The sequence below is a fragment of the Rhodopirellula europaea 6C genome (assembly GCF_000338295.1).
GTDB lineage: Bacteria > Planctomycetota > Planctomycetia > Pirellulales > Pirellulaceae > Rhodopirellula > Rhodopirellula europaea.
This window is the reverse complement of the sequence record NZ_ANMO01000067.1, coordinates 68,601-83,718: the sequence shown is the minus strand read 5'-3', so window position 1 is coordinate 83,718 and position 15,118 is coordinate 68,601. Positions and strand designations below refer to the sequence as shown.

The 15,118-nt window shown below is 56.2% G+C and carries 14 protein-coding genes and 1 tRNA gene; 12 read left to right on the top strand and 3 right to left on the bottom strand.

Annotated elements, in window-relative coordinates; all coding sequences use genetic code 11:
* The first annotated feature begins 50 nt into the window (after nt 1-50).
* Entirely contained in the window at nt 51-542 is a 492-nt protein-coding gene (locus RE6C_RS05745; RefSeq protein ID WP_236617971.1) for a DinB family protein, read from the top strand.
* A 254-nt stretch (nt 543-796) separates the two neighbouring features.
* Here the strand turns inward: RE6C_RS05745 and RE6C_RS05740 are convergent, their stop codons facing one another.
* The gene (locus RE6C_RS05740) at nt 797-1,750 is read right to left on the bottom strand and encodes a ThuA domain-containing protein (protein WP_008654698.1); all 954 of its coding nucleotides are present in this window, start codon (nt 1,748-1,750) and stop codon (nt 797-799) included.
* Between the two features lie 87 nt (nt 1,751-1,837).
* Nucleotides 1,838-3,142, bottom strand: a complete 1,305-nt coding sequence (locus RE6C_RS05735; protein ID WP_008654697.1) for a NupC/NupG family nucleoside CNT transporter — start codon at nt 3,140-3,142, stop codon at nt 1,838-1,840.
* Nucleotides 3,143-3,279: 137 nt separating this feature from the next.
* Here RE6C_RS05735 and RE6C_RS05730 point away from each other — a divergent pair, with 137 nt between their 5' ends.
* Nucleotides 3,280-4,782 (top strand): methyltransferase regulatory domain-containing protein, encoded by a 1,503-nt coding sequence (locus RE6C_RS05730; protein WP_236617970.1) that lies wholly within the window; start codon nt 3,280-3,282, stop codon nt 4,780-4,782.
* A gap of 55 nt (nt 4,783-4,837) precedes the next feature.
* Here RE6C_RS05730 and RE6C_RS05725 read toward each other — a convergent pair whose 3' ends face one another.
* Entirely contained in the window at nt 4,838-6,346 is a 1,509-nt protein-coding gene (locus RE6C_RS05725; protein ID WP_008654695.1) for an MFS transporter, read from the bottom strand.
* 225 nt (nt 6,347-6,571) lie between these two features.
* On the opposite strand from RE6C_RS05725, the gene RE6C_RS05715 reads away from it, so the two are divergent.
* From RE6C_RS05715 to RE6C_RS05660, 10 genes are all read left to right on the top strand, one after another.
* Complete coding sequence (locus RE6C_RS05715; protein ID WP_039961281.1) at nt 6,572-7,522, top strand: sugar phosphate isomerase/epimerase family protein; 951 nt, start codon at nt 6,572-6,574, stop codon at nt 7,520-7,522.
* 936 nt (nt 7,523-8,458) lie between these two features.
* Complete coding sequence (gene clpX, locus RE6C_RS05700; protein ID WP_007324828.1) at nt 8,459-9,742, top strand: ATP-dependent Clp protease ATP-binding subunit ClpX; 1,284 nt, start codon at nt 8,459-8,461, stop codon at nt 9,740-9,742.
* Nucleotides 9,743-9,760: 18 nt separating this feature from the next.
* Nucleotides 9,761-10,744, top strand: a complete 984-nt coding sequence (locus tag RE6C_RS05695; RefSeq protein ID WP_008654683.1) for a hypothetical protein — start codon at nt 9,761-9,763, stop codon at nt 10,742-10,744.
* A 198-nt stretch (nt 10,745-10,942) separates the two neighbouring features.
* Nucleotides 10,943-11,560 carry a 50S ribosomal protein L25 gene (locus RE6C_RS05690; protein ID WP_008654681.1) on the top strand — a complete coding sequence of 206 codons (618 nt, stop codon included), beginning with the start codon at nt 10,943-10,945 and terminating at the stop codon, nt 11,558-11,560.
* Nucleotides 11,557-12,129 carry an aminoacyl-tRNA hydrolase gene (gene pth / locus RE6C_RS05685; protein WP_008669448.1) on the top strand — a complete coding sequence of 191 codons (573 nt, stop codon included), beginning with the start codon at nt 11,557-11,559 and terminating at the stop codon, nt 12,127-12,129. The genes RE6C_RS05690 and pth overlap by 4 nt, the downstream gene beginning before the upstream one ends.
* A 41-nt stretch (nt 12,130-12,170) precedes the next feature.
* Nucleotides 12,171-12,593 (top strand): 30S ribosomal protein S6, encoded by a 423-nt coding sequence (rpsF, locus tag RE6C_RS05680; RefSeq protein ID WP_008654678.1) that lies wholly within the window; start codon nt 12,171-12,173, stop codon nt 12,591-12,593.
* A 34-nt stretch (nt 12,594-12,627) separates the two neighbouring features.
* A complete protein-coding gene (locus tag RE6C_RS05675) occupies nt 12,628-13,131 on the top strand; it encodes a single-stranded DNA-binding protein (protein ID WP_008654676.1) in 504 nt (167 codons plus the stop codon).
* A 78-nt stretch (nt 13,132-13,209) separates the two neighbouring features.
* On the top strand, nt 13,210-13,743 hold the full coding sequence (rplI, locus tag RE6C_RS05670; RefSeq protein WP_007324822.1) for a 50S ribosomal protein L9: 534 nt from the start codon (nt 13,210-13,212) through the stop codon (nt 13,741-13,743).
* Between the two features lie 146 nt (nt 13,744-13,889).
* Nucleotides 13,890-13,971 (top strand) — tRNA-Leu (locus RE6C_RS05665).
* 25 nt (nt 13,972-13,996) lie between these two features.
* Entirely contained in the window at nt 13,997-15,013 is a 1,017-nt protein-coding gene (locus tag RE6C_RS05660; protein ID WP_037252794.1) for a DUF6268 family outer membrane beta-barrel protein, read from the top strand.
* Nucleotides 15,014-15,118: the final 105 nt, after the last annotated feature.

The window sequence follows — 15,118 nt, the reverse complement described above, 5'->3', positions numbered from 1 at the left end:
GCCTCGTCCAGTTCGGAGAGCCAACTCCCATTCAAACGAGGGTGTTTGCGGTGCAAGTCAAAGATGCGATTCGGTCGACAATGAACCTGAGCGACATGGTCTTTCGCGGCTATCTCGGTGACCTGGAAGATGCGGAGCTGATGCGTCGACCCGGCAAGGGTTGCAACCATCTGGCATGGCAAATCGGGCACTTGGTGGTCGCAGAAGTGATGATGCTGGGCGGGATGTTTCCGGAGTTCAAAACGGAATTGCCCGAAGGCTTTGAAGAAGCCCATCACAAAGACAACGTGGATTGCGAAGACCCATCAAAGTTCAACACGTTGGCGGAATACTTGGAACTGATGACCAAGGTTCGTGCGAACACGTTGGCGGCACTCGAAGCGATGGATGAGTCCAAACTCGATGATCCAGCTCCGGAGCAGATGCGAGCTTTCTGCCCGACCGTTGGCGACATGATGATTCTGATCGGGACTCACCCGATGATGCACGCCGGTCAAATCGTTCCCGTTCGCCGGGAATGTGGCAAACCCGTGATGTTCTGAGTGCTGGTTCGAACGCTACGACAACTCAGCAGGAAGTGCTCCAGGCACAAAAAAAGCCGGAACAGCTTGATGGCTGCTCCGGCTGAATCGTGTTGTCCATCGCTTATCGGACTGTTGATTCAATGAGCCGTACCGCGGTAGCGGCGGTTAATCAGACGCCAACCGGGGCTAATGCCCTTCGGCTAATTGATGTCATTCGATATACGATTAAATCAACAGGCTGTTATGCGAAGGACGTCGTTTGGATTGGCGTTCTATTTCTTCTTGCGAGGTTTTTTGGGGTCCAGGTTTTGGTCCAATTGTTCCTCGCTGACGGTGGATTGAATGCCGTCTTCAGGAACGTTGCCTTTGGCTGTCCAAACCAACGCGTTGAGCACGACTTTGCGATAGTCCTCGATTCCCCAGTTGTCGTGGAAGTGACCACCGGTGAATCCAAATCCGCGACCGCCATCGGGACGTTCGACCACCCACATCATTGCCTCGGCGCGACCCGCCGATGCTTGGATGTGATCGTAAGGGCCTCGTGGGTAAACGTAGGGTCCATCGCGAACATCGTCGGATGGTTTGGCCAACAGGATTGGCTGGAATTGAACGCCGTCGATTTCTTTGGCTTCGTTGCCAGCCATTCCTGACAAGAATCGCATGTTGAAGTACCACTCGTCGTTGGCTTGGAACGGTTGGACACCGCTGGTGACGGGATGATCGGGGAAGACCGCGAAAGTGGGTTCCCAAATTGGGTTGCATGAAAACTGGTGTTCATAGTGGCCACCGATCCAGCGTTTCATTTCTTCGCCGGCTTGATCGGTCAAGACTTCCACGCCGTAGTGCATGAAGCCCAGGCCGACTCCGTTTTTGGCCCACTCGTCAATCATTTTCAGGCGACGGCCTTCTTCCTGAACGATTTCGTGGCGTCCGCCACCGTCCATGTAAAACACGACCGCATCAGCGTTTTCGAAAACGGCTTCGTCTTTGGGCCATCCGTTTAGAACCACTTCGACGTCCAAATCCTCGACGTCTTTCAACGAGTTCGCCAGCAACTGCACGCCCGCGTTGAACTCGTGCATTCGAGGCGGGTGGGAAGGTTTGCCGGCGACCAAAACAAGCTTTTGAGTTTCTGCTTGGCTGGTTTGGGGAACAATCGCTGCGGCGATGAACAGCAAAAACAGGGCGGGGACGAGGTGCAAACGACGGACGTTCAAGGTGTTCACTCGGAGTGCGGGAGGGTTGGAAGGTAGGAACCCGCAGTATAGCTCACCGTCCGTTTCTGCGTCGTCGGACCTGATGCCTCGGTTGGTTCAGAGCATCATGCCGGCGATGGCTCCGGTCATGCAGCACGCCAGCAATCCGCCGAACATCGCTCGCAAACCCAAAGAAGCGAGGTCGGATTTTCGTTCGGGAACCAGCCCGCCGATGCCGCCGACCTGGATTCCGATTGCTGCGAAATTGCTGAATCCGGCTAGGGCATACGTCAGCACCGTGGCGGTGCGGGCGCTGATCGTGGGCTCTTCCGCCTGAACGATTTGTCCCAATTGTTGGTAGGCGATGAATTCATTGGCGACGGTTTTGAGCCCAATCAGTTCGCCCGCGGCGCGACATTCCGACGCGGGAATTCCCAGCAGCCAAGCGAGCGGCCAGCACGCATAGCCCAGGATCACGCCGAGAGTGATCGATGGATCTCCACTGGAGTCGACCCAGTCGAACGTCGTGCACATGCCACCAAGCAGCAAATCGATCAGTGCAATCATCGCCAGGAATGCGATCAACATCGCACCCACGTTGAGTGCCAATTTCAATCCATCGCTGGCACCTTCGACCGCGGCTGCGATGACGTTCACATGCGTTCGCTCGATCTTCAGCGTCATCGCCTCGTCGGCGGCTTTCGCACTGCCCGAACGTTCGGTACTCAATTCCTCTGGCGTGTCCGGTACCATGACTTTCGCGATCAAGAGTGCTGCGGGCGCACTGATGATTGATGCGGTCAGTAGGTGGCTGATGTCCACACCCATCTTTGCATATGCACCCAGCAGACCTCCCGTCACAGTAGCAAACCCGCCGGTCATCATCGCGCACAGTTCGCTGCGACTCATCTTGGCCAGGTACGGACGGACGACCAAAGGAGCCTCGGTGTGACCGACGAAGACATTGGCCGCAGCTGCCAACGTTTCCGGCCCGCTGGTTTTGAGGGAGAATTTCATCACCCAAGCCATCACCCAAACGATTCGCTGCATCACGCCGAGGTGATAAAGAACGCTCATCAAGGACGAAAAGAAGATCACGGTCGGCAACACGCCAAACGCGAAAGTTGCGAGCAATGAATCACCCAATGGATTGTCAGGACCGGTGGCAAACAGAAAACCCGATCCGGCATCGACGGTGCTCATCAACTTTTGAAAGCCGGCACCGATATGTTTGAATGTTCGTTGCCCCAGCTCGGTTTGCAGAACCAGCACGGCCAGGGTGAACTGCAGCAACAGACCGCCGATCACGATCCGCCAGGGAAATTGCCGGCGATTGGTGCTGATCGACCAAGCCAGCGTCACGAACACAACGATGCCAAGGCCGCACACCAATCGTGGGAAGATCTCGTTCAACTGTGGCACCTGAATCAAGAAGCATGGTCTGCGATCAACATCGACCGTGATAAACTTTGTCGCCGATCATATCATCCGGAAACACGTTCCAAGGATGCGAAAGATTCAGTGTCCCGCCCAATCACTCCCCATCCATCGCGAAGTTGATGAGCAACTACGACAAAGTCCCGTATCCCGATTTCATTCATCCGGCGACTCATCCTGGCAACATGGCCGCGATCGGTCGGCTGCACGGCGTGAATGCACCGCCGCCGGAATCGTGTCGCGTTTTGGAATTGGCGTGCGGTCCGGGCGGCAATTTGATCTCGTTGGCAACTCTCTTGCCGAGCAGTCACTTCGAGGGAATCGATTTGGCCGCCGGCCATGTGAAAACGGGCAACGCGATGATCGGCAAGCTCGGTCTTTCCAACATTCAGTTGCACCAGGGTCGGATCGAAGATTGGGTCACGGAAGCGGAAAGCGATGAGGAACGGTTCGACTATATCATTGTGCACGGTGCTTATTCCTGGGTGCCCGAAGAAGCACGGCAAGCGATCCTGGCGATTTGCCAGTTGCGGTTGTCTGACAATGGAGTCGCGCTGATTAGCTACAACACTTATCCAGGCTGGCATCAACGACAAATGGCTCGCGACATCATGCGCTTTCACGCTGATGGCATTGAGGATCCGCCGACACGTCTGCGTCATGGCAAAGCGTTGCTGAGTTCAGTCGCACAAAATGTTCCGCAAGGATCAGCGTACCGAGTGGCTTTGGAGGAAGAGCTCCAAGCACTCGATCGAGCCAACGAAGCTTACCTCTTTCACGAGCAATTCGAAGACACCAACCGGCCTTGTTACTTTCACGAATTCGCGACCGAAGCCGCCTCGCATTGTTTGCAAACCATCGCCGAGGCGGACTGGGGTGATTCAACCTACGAACAGGTTCGTCCCGATGTCGCGTCGGCACTCGCTTCGCTGCCGAAAATTCGCCGAGCCCAAACGCTGGATTTCTTTCGCCGTCGAACGTTTCGACAAACACTACTGTGTCGCGACTCGGTTGCCGTCAGTGAGCAACTTCAATCCTCCGCGATGGAGTCGATGCACTTTGTGACCTCGTCGAAGCTGGAAGGGGATCAGATCACCGGGGCGAATGGGTTGAGCGGAACCGTCGATCATCCCATGACCCAGGCTGCCATTGGTCGCTTGGTCGATCAGTACCCGTCATCGATCAGTTTCGAAGAACTTTGCTCGACTGCTGATTCGCAAGAGCCTGATTCGCTCGCGACTTTGAAAGCGGATTTGTTCAATTTGGTTTGTGTCGGGTTGGTGACAGTTAGCGCGTCACCGACGGAAGCGTTCCGCGAAGTTTCTTCCCACCCGCGTGCCACGGCGCTCTCTCGAGAACAAGTCTTGTTGGGCGATACCGTGACCAATCTGCGTCATCAACCCATTCGGCTGGACGATACAACGGCTCACTTGGTCCGGTGCTGCGATGGTCAGTCGGACCACGCGAGTTTGATCGAGAGCATGATCGCTTATGCGATGGCCAACGGTGGCTTAATCGAAGGCGACCAAGTCGTTACCGGCGAAGAGAACTTGCGACCGTTGGTGAATTCAAAGATGAAGTCCAACCTGCAACGACTCGCGGCAATGGCGTTGTTGGTGGGGTGAAAAGAGATGCTGCCTTTTGTGCGGAGCACCTTATCCAACCAAGCAACCAGCCGGATCAGTTGGCTGGAGTGACCGATGTTGCGGCTGGCGAAACCGTTCGATCGAGCGATGGCCGATAGAAGATTGCCACAGGAAGGAACAACACCGCCATCGCGCCGAACACGGTGCTTCGTGGCAGATCGGCGGAGGTCAGAATCGTGTTGAGGATTTGGTACAGAACACCTGACATCACGATCGCGAAAAAGTTGGCTTGGTTCATGACCGCGATCATGCGGCCTTTGAGTTCCTCGGGCGGACGGGCTTGCAGGAACACTTGAATCGGAATCGCGAAAAATGCGGCCGAGGCACCGAGCAGCATCAGCACGGGAATCGAACCGCCAAAGCCCAGCAGGTGCCGGCCGCCGGGCAACGAGATCGCGAGCACGGCGCAGAATGCGACGACGCCCCACATGCCAATTTGAATGACGACCCGGTCGGACAGCTTGCGGCTCAAAGCACCTGCGGCGGCGCCACCGGCGGCGATTCCGACGCTGATGAGGGACACCATCAAGCTGGTTTTCGTGTCAGAAATCTCAAGCTGGGTTTTGCCGAGCGAGTTGACGGCTTGGATTGTTAGGCCAGCGATCAACCAAAACACGCAGGACGCCAACAATGCGATCAACAACGGCGTGTCTTTTTTCAAAAGTGTCCGCATCGCTTTCGGGACAGCCAAGTATTCAGCTTTGAGTTTCAGGGTTGGATCCGCGGCGGGCAGACGGATGATCAAAAGGCTGGTGATCGTTCCCACGATGGCGATGCCAACGCACACCAACGAACCGATCCACAAACCGGAGGCGGCTTCCATTTGTGGGACTCCGGCCGGCACGATCGAATCCTTCAGTGGACCGGCGACCGCGGTGCCGATGATGATCGCGATGAATGTGGTCATCAGAACCAAACCGTTGCCGCGGTTGAGTTGGTTGCCTGACAACATCTCCGGCATGATGCCGTACTTGCCAGGCCCAAAGAACGTGCTTTGCAGGCCCATCAAGAACAGCACAATCCAAAGTCCCGCGAATCCGATCATGGGCGTGGCCAAGAACGCGAGCAGACCGAGTCCCATGACGACGATCTCGGCGACTTTGCTGGTCACGATGATCGTACGTTTGCTGTAGCGATCGGCCAGGTACCCGGCCAAGCCACCGAAGACAACGAATGGCAACCCGAACACCACCGTCGCGATCCCTTGCAAGTCGCCTCCGCCGGATGGCTTTGCGGCCGGAGCACCAGCGAGGTCCTCGGAGACTTCGACGGCAACGGCTCCATCGACCAGGTTGGTTTCCGTGACCGTCGCCGCAACGGCGGTGGGAATGGCCAGCAACAGCAACAACTGTTTGAACAGGTTGTCGTTGAAAGCACCGAAGAACTGGGTCGCGATGAAGCCAATGAACGAAGGATGGCTGAGCGAGTCGATCGGACCGTCTTTGGGCTGCACGCCGGCGGGATCCGATTCGGTGGGCACTGCTGCGTCACCGATTGCGTACGGGGTGTCGGCGGCGGTGGACGCGGTGGGAGAATCTGACATGGAGATTCAGTTACAGTGGAAAGCGAGTTGAGCGAAGACAGGGCGGAAACGGCAGCAGAGTTTTGAGCGGTGCTGCTCGGAAGAGGGATTGCCGTCTACCGAGCAAAGTGCCCGTTGGACGCTGAGCCGTTTGCGCATTCTTCGAGGTTTGTCTGTTCACTTCCAGATGAATCCGTTTGGGAGCCACCGAAAGGGAGCGATGATTCGAGACGCAAGGTTACCATCATGCCGATGACGCCGGGTTACCACACAGGCGGGTTGTTATTGCACGACCCGGTCTCGACGATCGAACCCCTGGTGTCGATGGGATATCGCTGCGTCGCGGTTCGGCCAAGAAGAGGAATTTTGGCCTGGGAGAACGGTTTGGCGGCGGATGGGGCCTTGTCCAGCCAAGCTCGCGGCCCTGAAACCGACTCCTGGGATCGTTTTCTGGATGAGGCACGATTGCATCGTTGCCGGGTGGTGATCGATACCGAATCCTCGTTTGTCCTGGATCGCGAAAAAGCCGCGATGCCTTCTCTGGCGGATTCGAATGCCGATAGCAGTCAGGCCGCCTTGGATTGGTGTCAGCACTGGATTCGGATGGCCGAGCGGTTGCCGGGCACCGTTTTGACCCTGGGATCGGGAGTCTGGCCGAGGGACGAGTTTTCGCCGGGATTGAGCGAGGCGGATTTGGAGCGACTAGCGTCGCGGCTGGAATCGCTGGCCTCGTTTGCTCAGCAGCGGGGCGTTTCGATCGCGCTCCGGCCGGCGACGGGACACGCGATCTCGAGCGTCGCCGAGTTTGAGCGGATGTGTCAGTGGCTTCCCGACGGAGTGGATTTGGGTTTGGCGGCTGATTTGGGCGAAATGGTTTCGGCGGGCGAGATGCCGCTGGGGGCTCGTTTGCAGCGGAACGCTGAGCGGCTGAAGCTGGTGTATTTGTGCGATCACCGTTGGCCGGGGCAACCGCCTCGTGATTTGCCGCTGGGGACGGTCGGACGCGATGACACGCCGATCGGCACCGGAGAGCTGACGCTTCGCCGTGTTACCGAGACATTGGGGAAAATGGGATTCGACGGTCCCTTGATCGCTCGGGTCGAAGGGCATTGCGAACAAGGGTTGCGAATCCCGCGTCTAGGAATGCAGCATTTGATGCAGTGCCGATGGTGGCGCCAGGCTTGTGAGCAGGCGTGAAACGAACTTGTGAAACCCAAAAGCCTCGTTTTTTGCGACAATTGCAAGTGGACCGGCCAACCGGGACACTCCTATGATCAAAGAGCACCGGCAAGGACTCTTGCGAGAGTTGGCGGCGGTGCCGAACTTCCAAATCAGCAGCAATGAACGAAGTCTCGGTTGTGACAGATGTGATTGCAAAACCGGCCGTGCAGGCTGGCATTGCTCTAGTGGTTCTAGCCATCTTGATTGCACTCGCATTTTGGGTGTTGGCAAGGTTGCGCGACTACAACACTGACGACCAGCTAGGCACCTCAGAAGTGTTTGCAAACCTGGAAGAAATGCGACGCAAAGGTGACATAAGCGAAGAGGAATTCCGAACTATACAAGCAGCAAGGCGGTCAACTTCCGCTTCGACGACTGATCCTCCGGTTCCCTCCGCCTCCCAGGCCGATTCCGGTCGCGATCCTTCCCCTCCTCCTCGTCTTGACGAAGAGGGCGAGAATGAATCGCGAACCTGAACGAACAAGGCACCGGAGAAACGGTGAGTCGCCGATGACAACCGACCGCGTTGCTACCCAATAACCGTCGATGGTTCGCCCTCCCAATTCTCGGGCATACCAATCATCGACAAACGATGAAACCCATTACCAAACCACGAGTGGCTCGAGCTTCGAGGACAAGGATGTTCCTTCGGCGCGGGTTGATTCGGATGCAAATCCGGGTCGCTAGGTGTTGAAAAGCATTCGAGTCGTGGCCGATCCGTTCGATGTGTCGAGTTCTTTTGCGAGAACGCGCCTTCAATGTTCGGTGGATGCGAGGAATCGCGTACAATAAAGCGTGAACGCCGAATACGGTGTTGGCGCTCGATTGCTCGCGAAAACCTCATTGATCGTCATCCGCCGACGCCGAGGGACGAGCCCGCAATGTTGGACTCATAAAAGTAAGGAGTCGTGTATGCCCACCAAGGAAACTTCGAACTCTCGCCGCGGCAGCGCAGCGACGAAGAAGAATGCGTTTTGCAGCTTCTGTCGTAAGAGTTACCGTGACGTCGGTCCCCTCGTCGAAGGCCCCGGAGACGTTTACATCTGTGCCGAGTGCATTGACCTGTGTCAATCCATTCTGGACCAGGAACAACGTCGTCGCGGTCCGTCCAAGTCATTGTTCAGCGATATCCCGTCGCCGCGGTCGATCGTTGAGCACCTGGACAACTATGTCATCGGTCAAGGTTCAGCCAAACGCGTTTTGGCGGTGGCTGTTCACAACCACTACAAACGACTCAGCAATGGTGCCGATGGCAGCAACGGCGAAGTCGAGATCGAGAAGAGCAACATTCTGTTGGCCGGGCCAACGGGAAGCGGCAAAACATTGCTGGCTCGCTCACTCGCTCGCATGTTGAACGTGCCCTTCGCCATCGGCGATGCGACCACATTGACCGAGGCGGGTTACGTTGGCGAAGACGTCGAGAACCTGTTGCTGAAGTTGTTGCACGCAGCCGACTTCGATGTCGAAGCCGCTCAGCGTGGGATTTTGTACATCGACGAAGTGGACAAGATCGGCAGCACGAACGGCAATGTCTCGATCACTCGTGACGTGTCGGGCGAAGGCGTTCAGCAAAGCTTGCTGAAAATGCTGGAAGGCACCGTTGCCAATGTTCCACCGCAAGGCGGACGCAAGCATCCCGAGCAACAGTACATCCAGTTGGACACGAGCAACATTCTGTTCATCTGCGGCGGAACGTTCGTCGGAATTGAAGAGATCATTCGCCGTCGTCTCGGCCATCGTACGCTCGGATTTGGCGAAGGTGCCAATGTCCGCAACGAGCAAACTCCGGGCGAATTGGTTGCTCAAGTCCAAACCGAGGACATCCTGAAGTTCGGCTTGATTCCTGAGCTCGTTGGTCGGATGCCGGTCATCAGTTACCTGCAGCCGCTCGACTTGGAAGGTCTGATTCAAGTTCTGACCGAACCAAAGAACTCATTGGTCAAGCAGTACCAAGCGTTGTTCGCGATGGAAAATTGCGAACTTGAGTTCACCGAAGAAGCCTTGCATGCGATCGCGAAGAAAGCGGTCGACAAGGGCGTCGGGGCTCGTGGTTTGCGAGGCATCATGGAAGACGTGATGCTGGACATCATGTATGACCTGCCGGAACAAGAAGCCGGCAAGGTTTACACGATTGACGAAGCGATCGTGACCGGCAAGCAAGACTTGTTCAAAATGCCAACGACCAAGAGTGCCTAGGCACCTTTGAATCATCTGATGATACGAATCCATTCGTTGAAGTCTGACTCGCATCGCCAAGCCCGCCTGTCTCAGGTTGGCTTGGCGTTTGCCGTTTGGTGCGCCCTGATTGCCGGGACGTTGGTCCTGGCATCGATCACTGGTTCGAATTTCGCGTCTGCGCAACCGCCAATTGCCAAAGCGGCGTGGGGCGTGGATTCGGGTGTTGTTCGGTTGCCGGCTGGTTTGGTCGCCCAATCGATGCCACGCGATCGATTCAATCAGTTGTTGTTTCTGGGCACACCCAAGCTGACCCACGGTGATGTCGATGACGTGATCGAAGTGGTTCGCCAAAACAGCAGCCTGTTTGGATTGGCGATCATGGCCACGGTTGTTCAGCAGGACGGCAAGTACCAGCTTCGCGAAGTCGGGCTGGGGCATTCCTACAAGATTGGCAAGCGTCCGACGGTCGTCACGTCAGAGAAAGCGGAGTCGCTCGGTGCTGATCTGGGAATGATCGCCACTCGCGTGTTGGCCAAGAACGAAGCGATGATGGATCCGCCGATTGTGGTGATCCAGACCACGTCGTTGATTGTCTTCGATGTCACCGCTGTGATGGCGATCAATGGTCAGCATGTTGATCGCCGGATGCGGCATCTGATTTGGACGCACCCGACGACCGGGCGAACGGCGACGGCGGTTTGGTTGTTGAACGAAGAAATCACTCCTCCGGGGGCAAAACAGTGGGCGATCGAGTCCGCAATGCCGATTCATCTGATTCCGGCTGACACCGTCGAGGATCGGGCCATTCATGTCGATGGCGACGAAATCTCCTGGACGATACCCAGTGACCGGGCATTTGCACTGCAGCGATTGCCTGGCAAGACGCAGGTTTCATGGACTCCCGCTTTGCGAGAGCATTTGGGAAATCGAACGTTTGACAATGCGTCGCTGGGTGGAATGCTGGAAGCGATCAACGATGCGATTGCCAGTGCGACTGGATCGGAGACGCAAAACAGGTAGTTTTGGCCTTGCAGGCAGGCCGGAAATCGGCATACTGCCGTGCTTCGAAAAATTGCTCCGCCAGGAATCCCGCGCCCCGTGTTCGGAATCGCACTTCTCAAAGTGCCGTTTTTGATTCAACGATGATGGCTGCGAACACGATTTCAAAGCGGTTTTCCCCTTCCATATCCACTTTCATTGCCCAGGTCGGTCCCCGTTATGACGGACGTCATTCAAGTCACCAAACGTGAATCCACCGGCACGGCCGCCACTCGCCGTTTGCGTCGCGACGGTCATGTTCCTGCCGTCCTGTACGGTCACGGCGAAGCCAACGAACACTTGGCTGTTCCTTCGGCACAAGTCAAAGGTCTGCTTCGTCACCACAGCAAAACTGTTCAACTGTCCGGCGATGTCGATGAGACCGCCCTGGTCAGCGACATGCAGTGGGATCCATTGGGCATCGAAGTCCTGCACATGGACCTGATTCGAGTCAACCTGAAGGAAAAAGTCGAATTGGGCGTGCCAATCGTGCTTCATGGCGAAGCCGTTGGCGTTCGCGAAGGCGGGATGTTGCTGGAAAACGTCCACGAAGTCGAAATTCGTTGCTCAGCCGGATCGATTCCTGACCACTTGATTCTGGAAGTCTCCGAGTTGGGTGTTGGCGAGCACAAAACCGCCGGTGATCTGACGCTTCCTGAAGGCGTTGAACTGATCACCGACGGTGATGTCGTCATCACACACATCGAAGCTCGACGCGACGAAGAAATCGCCGAAGCTGGTGACTCCTTGGCGGAACCTGAGGTGATCAGCAAAGGCTCCGGCGAAGCAGAAGAGTGAAGTTAGTCGTCGGCTTGGGTAACCCTGGTCGCAAATACGACCAAACCCGCCACAACATTGGATTCATGGTCGCCGACGCCCTCGTGCGTCGGTATGTCGGTTCTCCCCCGACGACCAAATTTGAGGGAGAGATCAGCGAGTGTCGCATCGAAAACGAAAAGGTTTTGGTGCTTTGCCCGCACACATACATGAACGCCAGTGGGCAAAGTGTCCGCAAGGCAATGGATTTTTACAAACTTTCCCCGGAAGACATCCTCGTCATTTGTGATGACTTGAACCTCGAAACCGGTCGCGTTCGATTGCGACGATCTGGTTCCGCTGGTGGTCAAAAAGGCCTGGTCGACATCATTCGTCACCTCGGCAGCGAACAATGGGCGAGACTAAAGATCGGAATTGGGCGTCCGCCAGCGAAATGGCAGGTGTCTGATTATGTTTTGGGCAAGTTTGACAAAACCGAACTAGAAGAAATGGAACATGCCATCGTGCATTCCTGTGACGCCACCGCTTGCTGGGTGGCCAACGGAGTGACGGAAGCCATGAACCGTTACAATGCCGCCAGCGGCACTTAGTCAATTTTTTTCCCGTACCCGCACCTCCCGCGATCTTTCCCGTGGCAAAAGTCAACACTTACGAAACGCTGTTCATCCTCGATAGCAATCACTACGCACGCGATCCCGGTGGCGTCGCCAAACAGCTCGAAGAGCTGATCGCCGAGAACGGTGGTGAAGTGCAAGTCAGTCGGATGTGGATGGAGCAAAAGCTTGCTTATCCAATCGACAAGCACCAAAAGGGCACCTACTACCTGATCTATTTCAGCATGGAAGGCCCGAACTTGACTCAATTGGCTCGCGCTTTCGCATTGGCTGAGCCCGTCATTCGTGAACTGACCATCAAGTTGGATCCACGCTTGGTCGAGCCAATCCTCGCCAACGCTCGTGGTGAACACTTCACCGGACCAGCTGGTGCGGAAGGTTCCGACGATGAGTCGACCGAAAGCACTGGCGAAGCGGTTGCTGAAACCGCCGATGCTTAATCGCGATTGACTCGAATTCCGGGAGGACACAACCATGGCAAGTTTTAACCGCGTGATGTTGATGGGTAATTTGACCCGCGACATCGAACTGCGTTACTTGCCCAGCGGAATGGCCGTCGCGGAGTTTTCGATCGCAGTCAACGAAAAACGCAAGGCGTCCGATGGACAGTGGGTTGAAGATGTTTCGTTCTTCGAGATCACGCTGTTTGGACGCACCGCAGAAGTTGCCAGTGAATACCTTTCCAAAGGTTCACCGATCTTCGTCGAAGGCCGTCTGAAACAGGACACGTGGGAAAAAGACGGTCAGAAGCGCTCTAAGGTCAAAGTGATCGGCGAACGCATGCAAATGATCGGCGGCCGAGGTGATTCCGGTGGCGGTGGTGGAGGCGGAAGACCCGCTGCTTCGCGACCGAATTCCGGTGGGGCTCCTGCCGAATCGCAACGTTCCAATTACGTCAATTCCAATACTCCTTCCTCGCATGATTCACAACCGACCGGAGACGGCCCTGGTTACGACGAACCGGACATCCCGTTCTAGCATCCAACCCGCCAAGTGACGTTTTCGATCATCTCCGATCATCCCGAATCAGAACCCTTTATCCTTCGACCCTGAACCATGTCAAAATCAGCGACTAGCCACTTCAAGCGGCTTCCAAAAGGCCAGAATGGCGGTATCGAACTGCTGTTGATCCACAACGTTGAACACCTCGGACGCCAAGGTGACTTGGTCGAAGTCAAACCTGGTTACGCGTTGAACTACTTGTTGCCGCAAGGTTTGGCAACGATCGCAACCGACCACCACAAACGGATGGTCGAGAAGCACCGCGAAAAATTGCGTGCGATCGAATTGGAAAAGCTGAAAAGCTACCGCGAACAAGCCGACGAATTGGCCAAGCAGTCGATCACGATCGAAGCCAACGCCAACGACGAAGGTCACTTGTACGGCAGCGTTGGACCTCACGAGATCGTCGACGCTCTCAAGGCCAGTGGCATCACCTTGGCTCAGGACCAAATCCGTTTGGAAGGTCCTTTGAAAGAGTTGGGGCTGTACACGGTGAAGATTCACCTGCACAGCGAAGTCGATGCCAGCCTGAAGGTTTGGGTCGTGCCAACGGTTGCGGCAGAAGGCGGCGAACCAGGCGCCAGCTGATTTGGACTGCGACATTTTTGGCGTTGCAATCAGCGACGCAAAACGGCAGAAGAGATTTACGCAACCGTGCACCGATGTTCGACTTTCGTGTCGAACGCTCGCACGGGTTGCACTGAGACACGACCAGGCCGGAGTCTGGTTGCCACGGGGCTGTGGCGGAACTGGCAGACGCGCTAGATTTAGGATCTAGTTCCTTCGGGAGTGCAGGTTCGATTCCTGTCAGCCCTATTTCCATCTGAACGAGTGAAACCTCATGGATGAGGCCACACGGTATCGATGTCGCATGGTGTATTGCGTGCGATCGTTTGTTTTGGGTGGTTTCTTGTTGTGGTTCACCGCTGGAACCGCATACGCTCAAACGCCGCCAATGCAAGTGTTGTCGGCTCAACCGGCGGCCATCCAGCACGCCCCCAGTCGATGGCTCGTTCGCGAGTCTCCGGAAATTGAGCTTGAGAACTTTCGTCGTGGCGTGTTCCAAGGCGGCGAATTGTTGGGTGGGTTCCTCGCGGATGGCAGTGGTGCTCCCGTCGGTCCAGGCACCACAGGTGGGCTTGATGAAACGTTCTGGGAAGTCCGGCTGAGCACTGGTATTCCTCTGGGAAGCCTCGACAACTTGCTCGGAGTGCGTCCATTCTTTAGGGCGGATCATCTGAGCGGTTTGTCGGGCATCGATGCCCCAGAGACGCTCTACAGCACCGGTGTCACGTTGTTCCATCGCAAGAAGTGGAACGAGCGAATTTCAACCATGGTCATTGCAACTCCATCGGTGCGGAGTGACTTCACAACGAGCGACAATGCGTTTCGCTTGTTTGGCTTGGGGCTGGTCAATTGGCAGTGCCGCGACGATCTCAGTCTGTCTTTGGGCGCCGTCTACTTCGATCGCAGCGACCTGGGCGTGTTGCCGGCGGTTGGTTTGAGCTGGACTCCCACGCCGGAATGGAAGATCGATTTGATGATGCCTCGTCCGCAAATCAATCGACGATTGTGGGTCGATCCGGGCCAGGCGGAAGGCTGGGTATTTGTCGGCGGTTCAATCGGTGGCAACACGTGGGCGGTGACCCGTGAAGGCGGCGTCAGAGACGGTCAAAGCGATGAATTGACCGTGAATGGCCTTCGGGTCTTCGGCGGCTACGAAACGCTCGTGACGGGCAATCGTGGCTGGGGAGTGGAGGTCGGTTACGTCTTCAACCGGTCGATTGAGTATGAGCGGCAAGCGATCGAATTTGATTTGCACGATGCCGTGTTCGTCGAAGCCAGCTGGAAATTTTGAGCGTTGGTGAATTCCGAGAATTCCTGATCGGCTCGGTCTACAATCTGTGCGAAGGCGAGGTCCAGTGGATCTCCTTTTCCCGATGATTCCAGTGGCCGTCGCATC